This is a genomic window from Bacillus sp. FSL M7-1020 (genome assembly GCF_038050415.1).
GTDB classification, from domain to species: Bacteria; Bacillota; Bacilli; order Bacillales; family Bacillaceae_G; genus Bacillus_A; species Bacillus_A toyonensis.
Genome location: NZ_JBBOTW010000001.1, coordinates 4,348,734 through 4,368,389, shown reverse-complemented (window position 1 = coordinate 4,368,389; position 19,656 = coordinate 4,348,734). Strand labels below are relative to the sequence as shown.

20 protein-coding genes, 1 pseudogene and 1 riboswitch are annotated in these 19,656 nt (G+C 36.0%); of the genes and pseudogenes, 10 read left to right on the top strand and 11 right to left on the bottom strand.

The window, feature by feature from the left end; translation table 11 throughout:
- Positions 1-47 precede the first annotated feature (47 nt).
- The gene (locus MHB70_RS22430; protein WP_000498281.1) at positions 48-857 is read right to left on the bottom strand and encodes an alpha/beta fold hydrolase; all 810 of its coding nucleotides are present in this window, start codon (positions 855-857) and stop codon (positions 48-50) included.
- A 27-nt stretch (positions 858-884) separates the two neighbouring features.
- Positions 885-1,637 (bottom strand): annotated as a pseudogene (locus tag MHB70_RS22425) (catalase); the annotation flags it as partial.
- Positions 1,638-1,819: 182 nt separating this feature from the next.
- On the opposite strand from MHB70_RS22425, the gene MHB70_RS22420 reads away from it, so the two are divergent.
- Together MHB70_RS22420 and MHB70_RS22415 are read left to right on the top strand one after the other, a co-directional pair.
- The gene (locus tag MHB70_RS22420) at positions 1,820-3,073 is read left to right on the top strand and encodes an ATP-binding protein (RefSeq protein WP_000664869.1); all 1,254 of its coding nucleotides are present in this window, start codon (positions 1,820-1,822) and stop codon (positions 3,071-3,073) included.
- A complete protein-coding gene (locus MHB70_RS22415; protein ID WP_001032640.1) occupies positions 3,070-4,287 on the top strand; it encodes an ATP-binding protein in 1,218 nt (405 codons plus the stop codon). Before MHB70_RS22420 ends, MHB70_RS22415 begins: the two co-directional genes overlap by 4 nt.
- Before the next feature lie 110 nt (positions 4,288-4,397).
- Here MHB70_RS22415 and MHB70_RS22410 read toward each other — a convergent pair whose 3' ends face one another.
- On the bottom strand, positions 4,398-5,318 hold the full coding sequence (locus MHB70_RS22410; RefSeq protein WP_001111099.1) for a Nif3-like dinuclear metal center hexameric protein: 921 nt from the start codon (positions 5,316-5,318) through the stop codon (positions 4,398-4,400).
- 332 nt (positions 5,319-5,650) lie between these two features.
- Here MHB70_RS22410 and MHB70_RS22405 point away from each other — a divergent pair, with 332 nt between their 5' ends.
- Together MHB70_RS22405 and MHB70_RS22400 are read left to right on the top strand one after the other, a co-directional pair.
- On the top strand, positions 5,651-5,974 hold the full coding sequence (locus MHB70_RS22405; RefSeq protein WP_000289564.1) for an iron-sulfur cluster biosynthesis family protein: 324 nt from the start codon (positions 5,651-5,653) through the stop codon (positions 5,972-5,974).
- 221 nt (positions 5,975-6,195) lie between these two features.
- Positions 6,196-7,101 carry a DMT family transporter gene (locus MHB70_RS22400; protein WP_001255426.1) on the top strand — a complete coding sequence of 302 codons (906 nt, stop codon included), beginning with the start codon at positions 6,196-6,198 and terminating at the stop codon, positions 7,099-7,101.
- A 28-nt stretch (positions 7,102-7,129) separates the two neighbouring features.
- Here MHB70_RS22400 and MHB70_RS22395 read toward each other — a convergent pair whose 3' ends face one another.
- Positions 7,130-7,351, bottom strand: coding sequence for a hypothetical protein (locus tag MHB70_RS22395; protein ID WP_000639048.1), 222 nt, complete (start codon positions 7,349-7,351; stop codon positions 7,130-7,132).
- Between the two features lie 291 nt (positions 7,352-7,642).
- Here MHB70_RS22395 and MHB70_RS22390 point away from each other — a divergent pair, with 291 nt between their 5' ends.
- On the top strand, positions 7,643-8,026 hold the full coding sequence (locus tag MHB70_RS22390; RefSeq protein ID WP_000624935.1) for an ATP synthase subunit I: 384 nt from the start codon (positions 7,643-7,645) through the stop codon (positions 8,024-8,026).
- 427 nt (positions 8,027-8,453) lie between these two features.
- Here MHB70_RS22390 and pckA read toward each other — a convergent pair whose 3' ends face one another.
- Positions 8,454-10,040, bottom strand: coding sequence for a phosphoenolpyruvate carboxykinase (ATP) (gene pckA, locus MHB70_RS22385; protein WP_000108810.1), 1,587 nt, complete (start codon positions 10,038-10,040; stop codon positions 8,454-8,456).
- Between the two features lie 228 nt (positions 10,041-10,268).
- Positions 10,269-10,390: riboswitch (SAM riboswitch) on the top strand.
- A gap of 169 nt (positions 10,391-10,559) precedes the next feature.
- Here pckA and metK point away from each other — a divergent pair.
- On the top strand, positions 10,560-11,759 hold the full coding sequence (gene metK, locus MHB70_RS22380; protein ID WP_000163114.1) for a methionine adenosyltransferase: 1,200 nt from the start codon (positions 10,560-10,562) through the stop codon (positions 11,757-11,759).
- 41 nt (positions 11,760-11,800) lie between these two features.
- On the opposite strand, the gene MHB70_RS22375 is transcribed toward metK, so the two are convergent.
- On the bottom strand, positions 11,801-11,980 hold the full coding sequence (locus tag MHB70_RS22375) for a hypothetical protein (RefSeq protein ID WP_000902511.1): 180 nt from the start codon (positions 11,978-11,980) through the stop codon (positions 11,801-11,803).
- Between the two features lie 6 nt (positions 11,981-11,986).
- Positions 11,987-12,166, bottom strand: coding sequence for a hypothetical protein (locus MHB70_RS22370; protein WP_000424805.1), 180 nt, complete (start codon positions 12,164-12,166; stop codon positions 11,987-11,989).
- Positions 12,167-12,418: 252 nt separating this feature from the next.
- On the opposite strand from MHB70_RS22370, the gene MHB70_RS22365 reads away from it, so the two are divergent.
- Positions 12,419-12,928 (top strand): MogA/MoaB family molybdenum cofactor biosynthesis protein, encoded by a 510-nt coding sequence (locus tag MHB70_RS22365; RefSeq protein WP_000115581.1) that lies wholly within the window; start codon positions 12,419-12,421, stop codon positions 12,926-12,928.
- Entirely contained in the window at positions 12,925-13,527 is a 603-nt protein-coding gene (locus MHB70_RS22360) for a molybdenum cofactor guanylyltransferase (RefSeq protein ID WP_000049466.1), read from the top strand. The genes MHB70_RS22365 and MHB70_RS22360 overlap by 4 nt, the downstream gene beginning before the upstream one ends.
- Before the next feature lie 280 nt (positions 13,528-13,807).
- Here MHB70_RS22360 and MHB70_RS22355 read toward each other — a convergent pair whose 3' ends face one another.
- The 3 genes from MHB70_RS22355 to MHB70_RS22345 form a co-directional block, all read right to left on the bottom strand.
- The gene (locus MHB70_RS22355) at positions 13,808-14,950 is read right to left on the bottom strand and encodes a glycosyltransferase family 4 protein (protein WP_061529458.1); all 1,143 of its coding nucleotides are present in this window, start codon (positions 14,948-14,950) and stop codon (positions 13,808-13,810) included.
- 12 nt (positions 14,951-14,962) lie between these two features.
- Complete coding sequence (locus tag MHB70_RS22350) at positions 14,963-15,496, bottom strand: phosphatase PAP2 family protein (protein ID WP_061529457.1); 534 nt, start codon at positions 15,494-15,496, stop codon at positions 14,963-14,965.
- Between the two features lie 211 nt (positions 15,497-15,707).
- Positions 15,708-16,220, bottom strand: a complete 513-nt coding sequence (locus tag MHB70_RS22345) for a gamma carbonic anhydrase (protein ID WP_000640217.1) — start codon at positions 16,218-16,220, stop codon at positions 15,708-15,710.
- A gap of 74 nt (positions 16,221-16,294) precedes the next feature.
- On the opposite strand from MHB70_RS22345, the gene MHB70_RS22340 reads away from it, so the two are divergent.
- Positions 16,295-17,098 carry an alpha/beta hydrolase gene (locus tag MHB70_RS22340; RefSeq protein WP_000267439.1) on the top strand — a complete coding sequence of 268 codons (804 nt, stop codon included), beginning with the start codon at positions 16,295-16,297 and terminating at the stop codon, positions 17,096-17,098.
- 37 nt (positions 17,099-17,135) lie between these two features.
- Positions 17,136-18,200, top strand: a complete 1,065-nt coding sequence (locus tag MHB70_RS22335) for a tetraprenyl-beta-curcumene synthase family protein (RefSeq protein WP_001102465.1) — start codon at positions 17,136-17,138, stop codon at positions 18,198-18,200.
- Between the two features lie 37 nt (positions 18,201-18,237).
- On the opposite strand, the gene MHB70_RS22330 is transcribed toward MHB70_RS22335, so the two are convergent.
- On the bottom strand, positions 18,238-19,539 hold the full coding sequence (locus tag MHB70_RS22330) for a PepSY-associated TM helix domain-containing protein (RefSeq protein WP_000867831.1): 1,302 nt from the start codon (positions 19,537-19,539) through the stop codon (positions 18,238-18,240).
- Between the last annotated feature and the right edge of the window lie 117 nt (positions 19,540-19,656).

Below are 19,656 nucleotides of genomic sequence, written 5' to 3'. Positions count from 1 at the left end.
GGTAAACAAAAAAGATAGTTAATAAAAAAGAATTTGCTGTAAGGAAACTATGAATTTAAAAATTTTATAAGTTCTGCATTTAATTCATCTGCTTGGTCGATTGGAGAGCCGTGACCACTATTTGTAAGAGCATGTAGTTGAGCATTTTTAATCCGTTTTTGCGTGAGTTCAGCACTTTTGTATGGGATCAGTTGGTCGTGAACGCCGTGGAATATTTTTGTTGGAACGTTAATTTTACTTAAGTCTTTCGTTACGTCTTCGTTTGCAGCTGCTTGCAAAATTTTGATGAGAGCATAGGAAGCGGACTGCATACCGAGATAAGAAAACCATTCAAGGGTTGCAGCTCCTAAGTTTCTATTGAAAAATGATAAAGATACATCACTTAAAAATTTTGGTAAATTTACATACATTTGATGAATGAGGGTATCTGCTTGTTCTTTTGGTACACCGTAAGGGGACTCTTGATTTTTCACGAAAGAAGGAGAGACGGCATCAATTAATGCGAGCTTAGAAATACGACGCCCATTGTAGCGAGACATATAGCGAATAGAAAGAGCACCGCCGACTGAAAAACCGACTAACGTAGCATTTTCTACTTGGAGTGCTTCCAGAACAATTGCAATATCATCAGCTAATCGGTCATACGTGTAACCAGTCCATGGCTTATCAGATTGCCCATTTCCGCGTATATCCATGGCGATGCAGCGAAAGCCGTGCTCCGGTAAAACATTGAGTTGATATTGATACATTTGATGATTTAAAGGCCAGCCATGGACGAAAAAAACAGTTTTACTACCGGGACCGGGATTAACGTCTTGCACAAAAATATGAACATCTTTCTCGACCGTAACAAACATGAAGTATCCCCCTTATATGTGTTAGTATGCTCTATCCCAAATTAACGAATGAACGCCGAGCTTTGGCTTCCAGTGGAATTTTACGAATCGCGACTTTCCATTTTTATTAACGAAACGAAATGTATGAACGCCAAATCCTTGCATCATTCGAAAACTTCTTGGAATTGTACGGTCGGACATAATCCACATCATCATTGCAGCTGATTCTTGATTATTGGCGATGAAGTCCCAAAAAGTATCATGTGCTGTTTGGCCCTGTGGAATTTCATTATGTGGCTCTGGTTTAAGGGCGTGAATAAGATCAGGAAATTTAATACCATCTTGAATGAAGAAAATTGGTATGTTATTTCCTACTAAGTCGAAATTTCCTTCTTCTGTATAAAATTTAACAGCGAATCCTCTAACATCTCGATTCGTTTCATTGGCTCCTTTTGATCCCGCTACTTCAGAAAAACGAACGAAAAGTGGTGTTGTTTTTGAAGGGTTTTGTAGAAAGTGTGCCATTGTTAGCTCTTCTAAAGATTCATATAACTCAAAAATGCCATGTGCTCCGTATCCTCGTGCATGAACGACTCTTTCAGGAATTCGTTCACGATCAAAATGAGAAAGCTTTTCTCGCATAAGAAAATCTTCCAGAAGGGTAGGGCCACGATCACTGGCAGTTAAAGAGTTTTCATCATTTGAAATTTTAACACCTGTATTTGTTGTCATCTCCTTTCCTTCATTTTCGGGTGTAAAGGATTGGAGCTGTTCTGTCTTTTTATTTTTTTTGCCGTCCATATAAAACACCTCCCATAATATACGTATTATTGATTGTAGTTTTTATGCTTGCATATAGTCTGAAGATATTACACTGTTGGTATGATTTTCCTCAAATGTTCGATTTATCTTTGTTTGTCTATGAAAATCATTTATTATAATAAATGGTATTCTTCGAGATATTATTTTGAAGGGGTGTTAAAGTGAAAGAAAGTTTTCTATCATATAAAGAAGAAGAAAGGAATGCAAAAATTTTCTTATGGGTGCTATTTGTTACTGTTACTGCATATCAAATTTTCTATGCAATCGTATTAGAAAATAAATCACTAACGGATAAGGGACATAACATACTATGGCAAGTTATTTGTGGAACAGCAATACTCGGCGTGAATATATATTTAATAAAAAAAGAGAAAGCAAACCTTGTTAAATATACATGTTTATTTGCATACATAGGGATAGAAATGGCTAATATACTTTCGTATATTCTTTATAATAAGGCGGCATTTGATGGGGTAAATATAATAGAAATTATTCTCATTTTCTTTGTACCTATATTTTTAAATAAAAAGTATTTTGTGTTTTTACTTGCTACGATTATAGGGAAATATGTGATTTATTTATTTGTATTAGAGGAAGTAAAAGCGTTTATGTTTCTTATTATGTACACACTTTTATTAATAGCTGCATACATCATTTTAAATCGATTTTTACAATATCTTTCAGCTGTAAAGGAAAGTATTAAGATTGCTAGTGAATCACAAAAATTAGCAGTGATCGGAAAAATGGCAGCGACAGTCGGGCATGAAATTAAAAATCCACTTGCTTCGTTAAAAGGATTTACACAATTACAGCGAGAGAAGCATGAAGATGATCCTATTTATAAACGAATGATCTTTGAAATAGAAAATATGAATAATATGATAAGTGAGTTAATGGAAGTTGCTACATGTAAACCTTCTATTTATGAGAAACATGATGTAGGAAAAATTGTATTACAAGCAGTAAAAACTCTTCGCGAAAAAATGAATGAATCAAATGTTCAACTTATTTCTAATGTGGAAGAAAAAACAGTGGAAGTTGAATGTGATGAACGAAAAATAAGAGGAGTTTTTTTATATGTCATAAATAATGCTCTGGAGGCAATGGAGCAAGGTGGCATTTTAGATTTGCGATTAGAAAATAAAGGGAAAGATTATGTGATGATAAGTATAATCGATAGTGGTTACGGTATTAAGAAGGAAAATTTAGCCCGTGTGACAGAGGCTTTTTATACAACGAAACAAGATAAAATTGGTCTAGGACTTACGGTAGCGGATCGAATTGTTGCCGAGCATCTTGGTGAATTATGCATTGTAAGTGAAAGAGATATTGGAACAAGAATAGACATCATTCTTCCAATGAAGTTTGGAAATTATGAAATCCAAGTGGAAGAAAAGCTAGGAGTTACCATATGAATAAAGGCTATATATTTAAAAATGAAGAAATAAAGGCACTCAAAGTATTTTTAAGCTTATTTTTTATTATATTTTTTGTATATGATCTTGCCTATGAATTTATCGTACCTTTAATAGGGGGAGAACAAGAAGGAGTAGGAAAATTCGAAGATGGTTTAGGTTTATGGCTCTATTTTTGGATGGTGATATTGTTTTGCATCGGCATATATTTTATGAAATGGAAGAATCCATTTGCGGTAAAGTATATCATTTTAATTGGCTATAATATATTAGATTTTATCCATAATATTATGATTTATTCTGGTAGTGATGCTGAGTTTGATGGTGGAAATATAGTAGAAGGATTTTTCATTTTATTTGCACCAATCTTCGTGAGTAAAAAATATTTTTGGTTAGTTATAGGGATAATTGTTGGAAGGTACGCTCTTATTGGAATCATTATTCAATCTTCTCTCGTTTTAATCCCAATGGCATTATGTAGCGTATTCTCCATTATATGTTGGATTATATTTTTGAGATTCCAGTCTTACATTCGTACGATTGAGATGATGGATAAAGAAATAAAACAAACAGAAAAGCTAGCAACTGTTGGAAAAATGGCAACAGTTATTGGCTATAAGATTAGAAGACCTTTAGCAACTTTAAAAAAACTTGTGAATAAACAAGCGAACAAGCATCCCGAGGATAAGATTTATAGCGATATTATGAAGCAAGAGGTAGAACGAATTCATACAATTACTACAGAACTTAGTGGGTTTGAGAAATCTAAATCGCTAGAATCAGAAACTCATAACATACAAGAAATTATCGCTTATGTTATTCGGGTTATGGGTAAGCCTGCTTTAGAACAAGGGGTGCACATACAAGGTATTTACAGTAAAGACATACCGTCAATTACATGCGACGAAAAACGATTAAAACAAGTATTTTTTAATTTAATCAAAAATGGGATTGAAGCAATGTCAGTTGGTGGGACGATTACGATTAAAGTTACCGTAGAAGATGGAATCGTCGTTCAGGTGAAAGATGAGGGGTGCGGCATTCCAAAAGATAAAATTCCAAAGTTAAATGAAGCTTTTTACACAACGAAAGAAACGGGCACAGGTTTAGGGTTAGTAGTTACAGAAAAAATTATTAAAGACCACAACGGTAAAATGAGCTTTGAAAGTGAAGTTGGAGTTGGAACGACGGTAAAGGTAATGTTGCCGATGTAATGATAAAATATTCGAAAAAGGGAGATTACTTACTTGAGAGCGATCTCCTTTTTTATTCTGTAAAAAATAAATTGATGTGTGTACCCATCTTCACTAATTAAAGTGTCCTTTTATAACCACCATTTCTCCTGCGGAATTAAAGTAATATCCAAACGAAAGTTCTCTTTAAACCAATCATATATCAATGTCTCTTTCACTAAGTATTCAGAGGCAGAGTGCGACACACCGATGAGTGACATATTCGTTGTTTTTACATAATCCATAATGAGCGAGTATTTATGTCTACCGTAATCATTGTCGATATGGCAATGGATTTCTCCTGCAATATATGCTTCAGCACCTTTTTCTTCTGCTTCGTTCATTAAAGATACGACATCGCCACATCCAGCGATAATTGCAATTTTTTTAATGGAATCGTGTTGTTTACCTTCGAAGTCTGTGTAAGGAATGTGGAAGAGTTTTTTTAGACGTTTTTGGAGTGCTTCTGTTGATGTTTCATCTATTTCACAAATGAGACCGACTGGCTCGCTTTCTGGACCACCGTAAGCAAATCCGTCAATTACACTGGCTTGGAGTGCTTTTGCGATTGAAATGCTTGTTCCATACGTTTGATGAAAATCCATTGGTCCGTGACATGTATATATAGAAAGTTGTTTTTCTTTTATCGCCTGCAAATATTTTTCTGGAATGGGAATAAAACCACGGCCTGATTTTCCAAGCGGATCACCGCACTCCATTACAAGTGGATGATGCATAAAGAGTAAATCACCGGGTGTCGATTGTGAAATGAAAGCTTCAAGAACGTCATCTGTAGGGAATACAGATAAAAATACTTTGTTTACATTTTCAGCCCCTCGTATCATAAGACCGTTAAATAGCTCTACAAAAGTTGCTTCAAAAAATTGTTGCCATGGAAATTGGATAGAATCATATACAGCAGGGATAAAGCGACTAAAGGCAATGTCTTTTCCGTATTTTTCGATTTGGAATATATGATTGAGTGATTGTTCTATTTCTTTTAAAGCTGGCATGTTGTGTTATCCTCCTTAAACTAATTCTTACTCTATTAGTTATTTTTATTGTTCATGGCAAAATAAGAAGCGGATAGGAAACAAATAAAACCTAGAATCCAACCAATAGAAGGAGAATAGGGAAGTATATGTTGTAATATCATTCCGCTAGAAATAAAAAAGCTACCTAATAGGCCTAATAAAATAGGATATCGCTTTAGTTGAGACATCAGTGATAGAACCTCCTTTATCACATACATTGTATATTAGTCTTAATTTTCTGTATACAAAGTTTTAGAAAAATAGTGGTACAATATATGAATGATATGAGAAGAAAGGATGAACATTAACAGATGTACGTTACTGTAACAGAAGCAGCATATAAAAAAATTATGGATACGATTCCAAATGAAGCGAAATATATAAAATTATTTTACGATAATGAAGGTTGCGGTTGTGTTATGAGCGGAATCATTGATTTAGTAGCTGTAGCTGAAAAAGATGAGCGTGATGTAGATATTGAATCAAGTACACTTAGCTTTATCGCCGATCGTACAAAGCTTGTATTTATGGATGATAAGTTAACGGTTGATTGGCATGAAGGTGGAGGAACTCTTCAGTTAAAAAGCCCGAGCCAGTTTTATAATCCAAATATGAAGTTACATGTTCGAGTATAATAAAGAAAAGACGGTTCCAATATGTTTTTGGAATCGTCTTTTTTATTGCATAAGGTGTTATTATTGCCGTTTTTTGTTGATAAGTCGATATACTTAAAAATCGCCGATATAATTTCATGTGTCAAAGTAAAGCTCTTGATACAATAAAAAGATTTTTTCACATAATGAAATGTACACATGATTGAATTTTCTGTATAATTTTCTTTGCGGAGGGGATACGCATGAGAAGATGGGGAATTGAGTTATTAATTTTAAGTGTGGTTATGATTTGGGGTATTAACTATACCATTGCAAAATATGGACTTGTAGAATTTACAGCAATTGAGTTTACTGCTATTCGGATGATGGCGGCGGCACCGTTACTGTTATTGCTTACATTCTTTATTGAAAAGTCGCTTTATGTGGAGCGAAAAGATATACCAAGATTAATCGTTGTTAGTTTTGTAGGTATTGTACTATATCAAACGTTATTTATGGAAACTGTTAAATATACATCCGCTACAAATGCCTCTTTACTCATTTCTATTTCACCTATTTTTACAACTTTATTTGCGGTTTTTTTGAAACAAGAAAAGTTTTCTTCTCGGAAGTTAATTGGTTCTATGATTGCCTTTGTGGGTGCAGCATTAGTTTTAGTAGCGGGGCATTCACTCGCTAGTTCTTTTTACGGGAATGGAATTGGAATGATTACATCAATATGCTGGGGGCTTTATCCTGTTTTAGCAGGGCCATTAATTAAAAAATATTCAGCACTACGTGTTACTGCATGGTCGGCATTAGTTGGAGCAATTCCGCTTTTATTATTAAGTGGTCCACATGTATTTGTCATGCCGTTTCACATTACAAAAGGGATGACACTATTTGCTTTACTATATTCTATTTTCTTTGTAACAGTATTTGGTTTAGTAATGTGGTATATCGGTGTTCAAAAAATTGGGGCATCCCATACGATGGTATATATGTATATTACACCGATTGTAGCGGTTTTATTTGCAGCTATATGGGCAAATGAATCTATTTCATTACAACAAATGATCGGTGGGATAATCATTTTCTTTGGTCTATGGTTTGTAAAATTGGAGAAAGTAAAAGTTCATACTACCGTACAGGAACCTATATCAAAATAGGAAAACAGATCACTTATGATCTGCTTTCCTATTTTTTTATTTTTGGTAAGAAGACGAGAAATAAGATAGCAGTAATAAGTGGAATTAAGTTTAAAAATGGAATACGGAAGAGTGTGATAAGAATAATACCTGGAAGGAGAACACCGAGGACAGCGTAGAAAATACTATGATTTTTCGTGTACCAATATAGCGAAAGTCCAATAAGTGCAGGGACAATGAGATGAATGAGAGCCATTAAAAAATAAATCATTAGACGCCCCCTTTATTTGTGTATTTATTACATCATATCCGTATGTTCATAGATTGATATCACTTTTTTCATAAATGGACGAAAAATGTTTGGAAAAACGTCACAAATTATAAGAATATGATGTTCGAAATCTTGTATAATATTATTTTCTGAAAACATTTAAACAACATAAACATTGGGTTTATGTTGTTTTTAATTTGAGTGAAGAGAATTTTAAGTAGTATGAACTCGAAAGAAATGAGTTATACAGCTTTTGTTGGATAGATTAAAACTACTGAAGAGGGGTACAGCATGATTAGTATGTCATTAAGATCGTTTAAAATTCAATCGTATTATTTACTAGGTATTCTGCTATTAGGCTGGATGTTAACGCCGTTTTCAGCGCATTTTCTAGGTGCAGGAATTGGACTTATCGTAAGTATGTATTGTGTTTGGCTTTTAGGGAGACGAATTGAGAAGCTTGGAGATAGCATTGTAAAGAAAACGAAAGCACCGACGCTCGGTATGTTTAACCGTTTTGCCGCTGCTATTTTGGGTGCTATTATTATGTATGAAATTGAGCACCATATGGTGATGTGGGCTTTTGCAGTAGGGATTATGGGCGGTTATTTCTTAATTGTTGTTAATTTAGGCTACTATAGCATGAAAGATGAGAAAGAATTAACGAAGAGATAAAAAGATAAAAGCTGCTCTTTAGATGGGATAGAGGATCCAGCGGTGGCTAGAAGCGGTTAGAGCCTTTTTTAGTTCCAGGCAGTGTGAGACCAGAAGGATGTAGTAAGTAGGAAAAAAGTTTGTGTGTTTGAATCTGTGATTTATATGTGTGAAAATTTAAGTATATGAATTGTAGATTGTGGTTGGGAATTTTTTAGATGGAATAGAGAATCCGGCGATGGTTAGAAGCGGTTAGAGCCTTTTTTAGCTCCGTACTTGTATAAAAAATAGATAGAAAGAAGCTTACGTAAAAACGTAAGCTTCTTTTTTATGTAAGTGTGTGTAACCGTTAAGCCGCATTGGGTTTTGTCGGTGAGTACGCGAAACTTTTCGGTTACACGACACTTATTCATATGAGTAAAGGGTTATTCCAACAGAAAGTTTTAACTTAAGCGATTGGACCGCCTAAGTTAATAATAGCTTCAGAAACGCTGTCGAACTTTTTGAAGTTCTCTTTGAATTCGTTTGCAAGTTCAATTGCTTTTGTTTTGTAAGCAGCTTTATCAGCCCAAGTTTGTTCAGGCATTAATACTTCGTCAGGTACACCTGGTACGTGAAGAGGTACTTCAAGACCGAAGATGTCATGTTTAGCAGTTTCAGCTTTTGCAAGTTCACCGCTTAGTGCCGCTTGAATCATTGCGCGAGTGTAACCTAAGTTCATACGCTTACCAACACCGTATTCGCCACCAGTCCAGCCAGTGTTTACTAAGAATACTTTCGCATCGTGTTTCTCAATTTTTTCACCAAGCATTTCAGCATAGCGAGATGCATCAAGTGGTAAGAATGGTGAACCGAAGCAAGTTGAGAATGTAGCTTGCGGAGATGTAACGCCGCGCTCTGTTCCTGCTAGTTTACTAGTGTAACCACTTAAGAAATGATACATAGCTTGTTCTTTTGATAACTTACTGATTGGAGGCAATACGCCAGATGCATCAGCAGTTAAGAAAATGATTGTATTTGGATGTCCTGCAACACTTGGCAGCACGATATTGTCAATCGCATGCATAGGGTAGGCAGCACGTGTATTTTCTGTTAAAGTAGTATCGTTATAGTCAGCGATGCGTGTTTGATCATTAATGACAACGTTTTCTAAAACAGATCCAAATTTGATTGCATCAAAGATTTGTGGTTCTTTCTCATGAGAAAGGTTTACACATTTCGCATAGCAACCGCCTTCAATATTGAATACACCGTTATCAGACCAACCATGCTCATCATCACCGATTAATTTACGGTTTGGATCAGCAGATAAAGTTGTTTTACCTGTTCCAGATAAACCGAAGAATAGTGCTACGTCACCTTCTTCACCTACGTTTGCAGAGCAATGCATAGAAAGAATATCTTGTTCAGGTAGTAAGAAGTTCATAATAGAGAAGATTGATTTTTTCATTTCTCCAGCGTATTCTGTACCACCAATTAGTACGATACGTTTTTCGAATGAAACCATGATGAATGCTTCAGAGTTTGTACCGTCAATTACTGGATCTGCTTTAAAGTTCGGTGCAGAAACAATTGTAAACTCTGATTCATGAGTTGTTAATTCTTCTTCAGTTGGACGAATAAATAATTGATGTACAAATAGATTGTGCCATGCATATTCGTTAATAACTTGAATTGGTAGGCGATAGTTGCGATCGGCGCCTGCAAATCCTTTGAAGACGAATAACTCTTCTTTTTCTTTTAAGTATTCTAAAACTTTAGTATATAATTTATTAAAATGTTCTTCAGAAATCGGTTGGTTCACAGCTCCCCAAGCAATTTTGTCAGCAACCGATGCTTCTTTCACAATAAATTTATCTTTAGGAGAACGTCCTGTGTATTTTCCTGTTGAAGCAGAAACTGCACCAGTAGAAGTTAATTTCCCTTCATTTCGCATTAATACTTTTTCCACTAATTGCGGAACACTTAGTTGAATCTGTGCATTGCTTCCGTTCAATAATTCATGTAAACCGATTTGGACATTCACAGTACTCATATTTATATACCATCCTTTTCATTTAATGAAATATTTCTCGTAATCCCCATCAAGAGTATAACACAATTATATAAATAATGTATACTATTTATTTATTTTTGTTTGTGTGAATGTATTATTTCCTTATTAATATTTCATTCCAGGCGTATTGAGAAAAACTTTCAGGAAAATGTGAATATTAATTGACAAATGAATATCATTTCTTTAGTATAGGTTGGGACGGATACTCTCTTATCCCGAGCTGGCGGAGGGACAGGCCCGATGAAGCCCAGCAACCTCACTTGTAGTGGTAAATACATGTGAATAGGTGCTAAAACCTGTGCGAGGCTAATGGTCTCGAACGATAAGAGCAAAGGGCAAAAAGCAGTATGCAAGTAGCAAATTAAACCTTTCCTCTATGTTAAGTAGGAAAGGTTTTTCTGTATGCTTGTGTGGGAGAATAAATGTATGTCGCAGTTTGTGGCAAATTAAGGATGAGTTCCGTACAATATATACAATTACTGTAGGGAGGTTTACCACATGACAAAAAAACGTCATCTGTTCACATCTGAGTCTGTAACTGAAGGACATCCAGATAAAATTTGTGACCAAATTTCTGATTCAATTTTAGATGCGATCTTATCAAAAGACGCAAATGCACGTGTAGCTTGTGAAACAACTGTAACAACTGGTTTAGTATTGGTAGCGGGGGAAATTACGACTTCTACTTACGTAGACATTCCAAAAATCGTTCGTGAAACAATTCAAGGCATTGGTTACACACGCGCAAAATACGGATTCGATGCAGAAACTTGTGCAGTTTTAACATCTATCGATGAGCAATCTGCTGACATCGCTATGGGTGTTGACCAAGCGCTAGAAGCACGCGAAGGTCAAATGACTGACGCTGAGATTGAGGCAATTGGTGCAGGAGACCAAGGTTTAATGTTTGGTTTTGCATGTAATGAAACACAAGAATTAATGCCACTTCCAATCTCGCTTGCTCACAAATTAGCTCGCCGTTTAACTGAAGTACGTAAAGATGACACATTATCATACTTACGTCCGGATGGAAAAACGCAAGTTACAATTGAGTATGATGAAAATGGTAAACCTGTACGTGTAGATACAATTGTAATTTCTACACAGCATCATCCAGATGTTACATGGGAAGAAATCGATCGCGATTTAAAAGAGCATGTAATTAAAGCTGTAGTTCCAGCAGAATTAATGGATGGAGAAACGAAATTCTTCATTAACCCAACTGGTCGCTTCGTAATTGGCGGACCACAAGGTGATGCTGGTTTAACAGGACGTAAAATCATCGTTGATACTTACGGTGGATACGCTCGCCACGGTGGCGGTGCATTCTCTGGTAAAGATGCAACGAAAGTTGACCGTTCTGCAGCATATGCAGCTCGTTATGTTGCGAAAAATATCGTAGCAGCTGGACTTGCTGACAAAGCAGAAGTACAACTTGCATACGCAATTGGCGTAGCACAACCAGTATCAATTTCAGTTGATACATTTGGCACTGGTAAAGTATCTGAAGACGTACTAGTAGAACTAGTTCGTAACAACTTCGATCTTCGCCCAGCTGGTATTATTAAAATGCTAGACTTACGTCGCCCAATTTACAAACAAACAGCAGCTTACGGTCACTTTGGACGTACTGATGTAGATCTTTCATGGGAACGTACAGACAAAGCAGCTACTTTAAAAGAGCAAGCTGGTCTATAATATATGAAAAAAAGCTTTGCGCAGTGAGCGCAAAGCTTTTTTTATTTCGTTTTACTTACAATTTGAATGCATGATTTACAATACACTTCTCCGTCTAGCTCAATATATTTTTTCATATTAGTCATACCACTTGCTGGAAATGGCATATGAATCCGTGATTTTTCATATGTTTGTATTTCTTTTTCACATGATTTACAAATGGTCCGTTTCTTATGTAACATATGCAATCAACCTTTCATTTGACGTGCTTTACCCGCGCAAAAGGCACTGCTTAGTAAAAATAGCGTTGCGAATATAATACTTACTAATGTGGCGTATGGAATTGCTCCTTTTAGAGAAAAACCGACAGTGATGGAAGCAACGAATAAGAGGATGAATGTTGTTGTTAATTTTTTGTATAGTTCCATAATAGGTAGACCTCCGATTTATTTGGTAGTGCAATTTTAAAAACTGAATTCTACTATGTAGAAAATATAAGAAAAGTTAAAGGTTAGCTAATGATGTGAAGTCTAGGGGGATAAGAAAGAATGTTTTTCATTTTCCTTTTTGTGGATTACTATACTTATATTGTATCATGATGCATCATCGTCTTCATACATAATTGTGTAAAGGTATGTATGATAAAATGAAGAAAAGTCTTTAAGAAAGGAAGAAGAAAAATGAGTGTCAATGAACATAAAAAACAAGCGCCAAAAGAAGTGCGTTGCAAGATTGTAACAATTTCCGATACACGTACGGAAGAGACAGATAAGAGCGGACAACTATTACATGAATTGTTAAAAGAAGCAGGCCATACAGTGACTTCTTATGCAATTGTAAAAGATGATAAAGAAAGTATTCAGCAAGCAGTGTTAGCTGGTTATCATAAGGAAGATGTTGATGTTGTATTAACAAATGGTGGTACAGGTATTACGAAACGTGATGTCACAATTGAAGCCGTATCAGCGCTATTAGATAAAGAAATTGTCGGATTTGGTGAGTTGTTCCGCATGATTAGTTATTTAGAAGATATCGGAAGTAGTGCAATGTTAAGTAGAGCGATTGGTGGCACAATTGGGCGAAAAGTTGTCTTTTCAATGCCAGGATCTAGCGGAGCAGTTCGCCTTGCGATGAATAAGTTGATTTTACCGGAGTTAGGTCATATTACATTCGAACTGCATCGCCAATGAGTAAGTGGGCTGGAATTGTATTAGCAGGTGGTATGTCGAGTAGGTTTGGTGAGCCGAAAGCGTTAGCAAGCTGGCAAGGGAGTACGTTTATTGAGCATATTTTGAAAGTGATGACAAGGACGCTCCAAGAGGTTGTAGTCATTAGTCATTCTGATATAAAAGAGCGAGTAGAGCAATTCGTACAAGTTCCTGTTATAGAAGATATTCCGCACTATAAAGGAAACGGTCCACTTGCTGGAATTGTATCAGGAATGGAATATATAGAAGCAGATTGGTACGCTATTATGCCTTGCGATGCGCCAAATGTTTCGCATGAGTGGTTTACTATTTTATTAGAGCAAACGAACAATGAATATGATGCGGTTGTACCTATTATTAATGGAAGAAAACAACCGTTACTTGCAGCGTATCATAACCGTGTGAAAGAAAAGATTTATACTTTACTTCAAGAAGAAAAAAGAAGTATGGGGCAGCTTTTATTACAATGTAATGTGAAATATGTTGCCGGAGAAGATATACAAGCAAATGCAGAATGGTTTATAAATGTAAATACGAAAGAAGAATATGCGCAAGCTCAAAAAAACCTTTCAAATGAATGAAAGGTTTTTTGATATACAGAATTGGGGAACAATTGCTGTATAAAGGTATGTGAGTAAGCTGATTTTAAGGGGAATTCTTAAAATCACTATACAGTAAAAATACTGTATAACCATATATTAATTTATATGGGTTTTTATTACAAGTCTGTTTAGTTATGTTTATTTTTGTTATAATGTATATAGAAATAAAGTGATATTTAACCTTATGTATCATTTATTAAACTAAAATTTGTGTTCGTGTAATAAACTCCCTTCATTTTTTTGAAGGGAGTTTTTGTGTTTAAGCGAGTAATTCTGATGTGGCGTGCTGAAGGACTTCTGCATATTGATTAAGTAAGCCACGAAAAATCTCATCCCAGCTTTTGGATTTCGCATAAGACGAAGCTGCTATTCCCATCTGTATAAGTTTTTCTTTATTTTGTAATAAAGAATAAATGGATGATAGAAATGCATCCGCATCTTTTGGTGGACAAAGAACTCCCGTTTTTCCATCTGTAATAATATTTTTAACTCCGCCACTATTTGCACCAATGACAGGGGTACCACATGCAAGTGATTCGAGTACGACATTTCCAAACGTTTCAGTAGCTGATGGAAATACCATTATGTTAGAACAAGCATATGCTTCAGCTAAATCTTCACCTTGTAAATAGCCAGTAAAAGTGACATTTGTTTTCGAGACAGCTTCACATAAGTTTGCTGCTAGAGGACCATCTCCGGCGATGAGCCAATGAATGTCGTTTCGAGTATGCGCGGATTTAACGATAAGGTCTTGCAACGTATCAATATCTTTTTCAGGAGCAATCCGTCCAACATAGGAAAGGACATACTTCGCTGTAATATTATATTTTTTTCGGAATAGGTCTGTATTATAAGCTGGATGAAAGAGTGTGCAATCTACACCACGTCCCCAAATAGAGAGGGACTGAAACCCTTTATTTTTTAGTTGATGTAATGTTTCAGAGGAAGGAACAAAATTCTTTTGCATATGACTATGAAACCATTTTAAATAGTTCCAAAGCATATTAGAGAGGAATTCGATTTTGTAATAGCGTAAATAGGCATCGAAATCAGTATGATAAGAACCGACAACTGGAATGTTTAACTTTTTTGCATAATACAATCCACAAAGTCCCATGTTGAAAGGTGTAGCAATGTGAATCATATCAGGTTTAAAGGTAAGAAGTTCCTGTTTAATGCGCGGAGTAGGAAAAGAAAAGCGGCATTCTGGATATAATATTGTTAACGGGATACTTCTCATTTTGTTCACATTTGCTACGAAATTATCTTCAGCGGTATGCTGAGGGGCGAAAACAGAATAGGCGATATTTTCTTTTTGAAAGTAACGTGTTAATCGCTCTAATGTTTTCGCAACCCCATTGATTTGTGGTGTAAAAGTATCGGTAAATATGGCGACTCTCATCATATCGCTCCTTTACGTGAAGAGTGGGATGCATTGATAAAAAGAGATGATGCCAGAGCAAGTGCCGAGGCACATACCGACGAATACGTCTGACGGATAGTGAAGCCCTAAATAAATGCGAGAAATCCCGACGCATAATGCTAACGGTAATAGAAAAACAAGTAAGCTTGGATTATAGCAAATAAATGGAATGAACACAGAGAAAACAGCCGTTGTATGACCAGACGGGAAAGAGTGGTCTTTTAATGGATGGACTGGATATTTTGCATCCTGAATTGTTAAATAAGGACGTTTTCGTGGATAATATCTTTTTAATATTTGCACAGGAATATGGCTAATTGCTAAAGAAATAGCAGTTGCAATTGCAGCTTGATGCAAAGTCCCTTTTGCGAAAATTAAAAAGAAAAGTGTGAGTGCAATGGAGAAAGTGGCACCACCAATATGAGTAATATTGCTGAAAAAGATATTTAATGTTTTTTGATCAAAGTAGCGATTAATTCCTTTGAAAATGCAACATTCTATTTTATATAATCCACTGACCTTCATGAAGATTCTCCTCCCTCATCTACATATATATGGAGATATTTGCTTCTATTTTAATAAGATTTTGTTGAGGGAATAATAATGTTTTGTAAAGAAAAAGTTAGTTTTTATAAAGTGAAACTTTAATCAGTGGGGATTCTGTTCATCCACCACTGATTATTAGCCTTCACCAATCGGGATGAAAAAAGCTGCCAATCTTATGGCAGCAGGAAAATTATTTTTGTAATGATTTATAGTATTGACCTTTTTCAACGTATTGTGTGCGAATTCGTTCCATGTCTTTACGGTCTTCTTCTGTTAATTCACGAATGACTTTCGCTGGGCGACCGAACGCTAACGTATTTGGTGGAATTTTCTTCCCTTGTGAAACGAGACTCCCAGCACCGATAAAGGCTCCTTCACCAATTTCAGCACCATCTAATATAATAGATCCCATTCCAATTAAAGCATCTTTTTTAATGTGACAGCTATGTAAAATGACTTGATGTCCAACTGTAACGTCATCTTCTAAAATAAGAGGATACTGAGGGCTTTGGTGGAGTGTACATTGATCTTGTACATTTACCCGGTCTCCAATTATAGTCGGTGATACGTCACCTCGGATGACTGTATTAAACCAAATACTTGCTTCTTCACCAATGGAAACATCGCCTGTAATCGTAACATAGTCAGCGATAAAAGCACTACTCGAAATTTTTGGGTTTTTTTCTTTATAAGGATATATCATGTAAAGCCTTCCTTTCCTAGAGACTAGTTTTAGTGTATCAAATTATGAAAAAGAGTGAAATGGAGGAGGTCTGTATGTGGAATTATGAAGCGGAGGAAGCGAAAGCTGTAGTCGTTATTGTACACGGCGCAATGGAATATCACGGACGCTACGAAGCGGTCGCGGAAATGTGGAATCATATCGGCTACCACGTCGTGATGGGAGACCTTCCGTCACATGGAACGACTTCGAGAAATAGAGGACATATTGATTCATTTGATGAATACATAGAAGAAGTTAAATTATGGGTGAAAGAAGCTAGAAAATACCGGGTACCTATTTTTCTATTCGGTCATAGTATGGGCGGTCTTATCGTGATTCGTATGATGCAAGAAACGAAGAGAGAAGATATAGATGGTATCATTTTAAGTTCGCCATGTTTAGGCGTATTAGCTGCACCTGCTGCTCCGCTTCGAGCGGCTTCAAAAATATTAAATGTTGTTGCACCAAAATTGCAATTTGCAACGAATCTTACAGTGGAAATGTCGACACGTAATCATGAAGTGAGAGATGCGATGGAGAATGATTCATTGTTCTTGCGCAAAGTATCAGTACGTTGGTATAGTGAATTAATTAAGTCTATTGAAATGGCTCATAAGAAAATAAACGATTTTCCAGATGTTCCGCTCTTGCTAATGCAAGCATGTGAGGATAAACTTGTAGATAAAACACGTGTCCGCATGTGGTTTGATAATGTTAAAATAAGTGATAAGGCATATAAAGAATGGCCTAATTGTTATCATGAATTATTAAATGAGTATGAGCGTGATGAAATTTTGAATTATATTCAGTCATTTACTGAAATACGTATCAATAACATAATAGAAACAAATAAGTAAATTATTTGTACAATGAATAGAGGAGATGAAGGAAGAAGTGAACGTACCGAGTAATCCCATAACGCTCATGGCGAAAGTATACCGTGATGTGTTTCCGGTTGTACACCATGAGCTAGCGATGTGGAAAGAGCGTGCCTACCATATTCCGAATGATGAGCTTCATAGTCAGGCAATCGCAAGTATTGAGCATAAAACGTTTCATTGCGAGGGCGGTGGCATTTTAGCGCTATTAGCAAATGAACATCGAGAGGAATGTATTCGTTTTATCGTAGCGTATCAAACGATTAGCGACTATTTAGATAATTTATGTGATCGCAGTACATCACTTGATCCGAACGATTTTGCCGCGCTGCATGAATCCATGTTAATGGCATTATCACCTGAAGTAGAAGGTGGCGGTAATTATTATCGTTATCGTGATGATCAAGATGATGGTGGTTATTTAGATGAACTTGTTGAAACGTGCCAAGATGTTTTAAAGAAAACGAAGCACTATGACAAAATTGCTCCTGTTCTTCATGAACTAGCTTGTTATTATTGTGATTTACAAATTCATAAACACGTGAAGTTAGAAGAAAGAGAACCACGTTTAAAAACATGGTTTGAAGCACATAAAGAAAACTTACCCGAGATGAGCTGGTTTGAATTTTCAGCATGTGCCGGTTCTACGCTTGGAATCTTCTGTCTTGTAGCATATGCATTTCATGATGAATTACATGATGAAGATATTGCGAAAATTAGACAAGGGTACTTCCCTTACGTACAAGGACTCCATATTTTACTTGATTATTTTATCGATCAAGAAGAAGACCGTATAGGCGGAGATTTGAATTTCTGTAGTTATTACGAAAACGAGCAAGCTATATTAGATCGCATGAAACATTTTGTAGAAGAAGCAGAGAACAGCATTGGTGATTTGCCTCATGCGAAGTTTCATCGTCTTATTAGCCGAGGGTTACTTGGTATTTATTTATCAGATCAAAAAGTATCAGCACAAAAGAATATGCACAAAATGGCACGGCGCATTGTAAAATACGGAGGGCTTACTTCACGATTCTTCTATTGGAACGGGAAGTTGTACCGAAAGAAAATGGCGCAGTGATGAAGAAAACCACTCTATATGAGTGGTTTTCTTTTCATTATAATCGTATTTTTGAAAATACATATATAAGAAGTTCAATCGCAAAAATAACTAAAACAGACAGTCCGAATAAAGGCATGACAGCGCCTAGTATAACCATCATGATAAAGAAAACGAGTACGCTTTTCTTATCTCTTTGCTTTGGCGGTGCTGCTAATTTTCCTTTCGGCTTTCTTGCTAACCACATTTTTATTCCGTAATAAATGAGAAGTAATAAAGAAAATGTCGTTAGTAAGCATAATATTTTATTTGGCCATCCGAATAAATGTCCTTCGTGAAGCGGGATGCCGTAAGTGAACCATTGTGCAAGTAATCCATAATCACGATAGTCCGTTTTTGAAATGAGTTCCCCGCTATATTGATCAAAGTAAGCTGTTATCTCTTCATTTGGTGCAACATGCATACCTGTAATACCAGAACCGCTCGATTTCGAAACAGTGAATACACCTTTCGGATCAGCTGGTAGTGAGATAACATATGGCTTTTTTATTTCAATTTCTTTTTGTAATTCATCGACAGAAATTGCTTTCGGTTCATTTGAATTCGATTCAGGCGGAGCTTCTTTTCTTGTTGCCCACGGCAATTCTTTTACCTTCGATTCAGGTGGTGCCATATACAATTTGGGATATCCGATCGATTCATTCGACGCTGCGATTTTATAAATTTGGTTGCCCATAAATCCTGACCACGGCAATCCAGATGCGACTAGCAGAAAGAGAGGAATTGTAAATATAATACCGATAATAGAATGACGTCTTTTTGCTTTTTCTCGCTTATTGGATGATGGTGTGTTTTTGAATTGGCGTATACTCATGTACAATCCGGTTACGATTAAAAAGATTGTCCAGCATGCCGCAAGTTCTACAGTATAGTTGACGACAGTGCCACCAACTAAAAGAGAACTATGTAATTCCCTCATGATATTGGCAAACGTTTCACTTGCATTTTGATCCCCAACAATTTGATTATTGCTGTCTAAATACACATATTTTTGTTGCCCAGTATATTCATTCGCAATAGTAAGCCTCGTATTATAATCCCCATTAAACTCACTAATTTTCGCCACGCTATAATGTGGATATTTTTTCTCTGTTAAGGAAATAGAATCAGACATCGAAATAGACTCTGTTTGGGCGCTCTTCCCAAAATACAAATCTTTATAGATGAAATCCTCAACCTCTTCCCGAAATAAATACCCAATTCCGCTCAGTGACAAAGTAATAAGAAGTGGCGTAATAAAAAGACCAGCATAAAAATGCCAACGCCAAAAAATGTAATGAAGCGAACGATTTACTTTCATACTTTCAGTTCCCCTAACCTTCCCTATATGAATAACTACTTATTTAATATAGCGAGATTAAGTGTGGATACTTTGAAAGAATTGTGAAGAAAGTTAAAAGTTTTGGGGGTTTTTAGC

Excerpts from the sequence above, each read along its gene's own strand:
- MHB70_RS22430 (WP_000498281.1), bottom strand. The coding sequence starts at position 857 with ATGTTTGTTACGGTCGAGAAAGATGTTCATATTTTTGTGCAAGACGTT.
- MHB70_RS22415 (WP_001032640.1), top strand. The coding sequence starts at position 3,070 with ATGAATAAAGGCTATATATTTAAAAATGAAGAAATAAAGGCACTCAAA.
- MHB70_RS22410 (WP_001111099.1), bottom strand. The coding sequence starts at position 5,318 with ATGCCAGCTTTAAAAGAAATAGAACAATCACTCAATCATATATTCCAA.
- MHB70_RS22405 (WP_000289564.1), top strand. The coding sequence starts at position 5,651 with ATGTACGTTACTGTAACAGAAGCAGCATATAAAAAAATTATGGATACG.
- MHB70_RS22400 (WP_001255426.1), top strand. The coding sequence starts at position 6,196 with ATGAGAAGATGGGGAATTGAGTTATTAATTTTAAGTGTGGTTATGATT.
- MHB70_RS22395 (WP_000639048.1), bottom strand. The coding sequence starts at position 7,351 with ATGATTTATTTTTTAATGGCTCTCATTCATCTCATTGTCCCTGCACTT.
- MHB70_RS22390 (WP_000624935.1), top strand. The coding sequence starts at position 7,643 with ATGATTAGTATGTCATTAAGATCGTTTAAAATTCAATCGTATTATTTA.
- pckA (WP_000108810.1), bottom strand. The coding sequence starts at position 10,040 with ATGAGTACTGTGAATGTCCAAATCGGTTTACATGAATTATTGAACGGA.
- metK (WP_000163114.1), top strand. The coding sequence starts at position 10,560 with ATGACAAAAAAACGTCATCTGTTCACATCTGAGTCTGTAACTGAAGGA.
- MHB70_RS22375 (WP_000902511.1), bottom strand. The coding sequence starts at position 11,980 with ATGTTACATAAGAAACGGACCATTTGTAAATCATGTGAAAAAGAAATA.
- MHB70_RS22370 (WP_000424805.1), bottom strand. The coding sequence starts at position 12,166 with ATGGAACTATACAAAAAATTAACAACAACATTCATCCTCTTATTCGTT.
- MHB70_RS22365 (WP_000115581.1), top strand. The coding sequence starts at position 12,419 with ATGAGTGTCAATGAACATAAAAAACAAGCGCCAAAAGAAGTGCGTTGC.
- MHB70_RS22360 (WP_000049466.1), top strand. The coding sequence starts at position 12,925 with ATGAGTAAGTGGGCTGGAATTGTATTAGCAGGTGGTATGTCGAGTAGG.
- MHB70_RS22355 (WP_061529458.1), bottom strand. The coding sequence starts at position 14,950 with ATGAGAGTCGCCATATTTACCGATACTTTTACACCACAAATCAATGGG.
- MHB70_RS22350 (WP_061529457.1), bottom strand. The coding sequence starts at position 15,496 with ATGAAGGTCAGTGGATTATATAAAATAGAATGTTGCATTTTCAAAGGA.
- MHB70_RS22345 (WP_000640217.1), bottom strand. The coding sequence starts at position 16,220 with ATGATATATCCTTATAAAGAAAAAAACCCAAAAATTTCGAGTAGTGCT.
- MHB70_RS22340 (WP_000267439.1), top strand. The coding sequence starts at position 16,295 with ATGTGGAATTATGAAGCGGAGGAAGCGAAAGCTGTAGTCGTTATTGTA.
- MHB70_RS22330 (WP_000867831.1), bottom strand. The coding sequence starts at position 19,539 with ATGAAAGTAAATCGTTCGCTTCATTACATTTTTTGGCGTTGGCATTTT.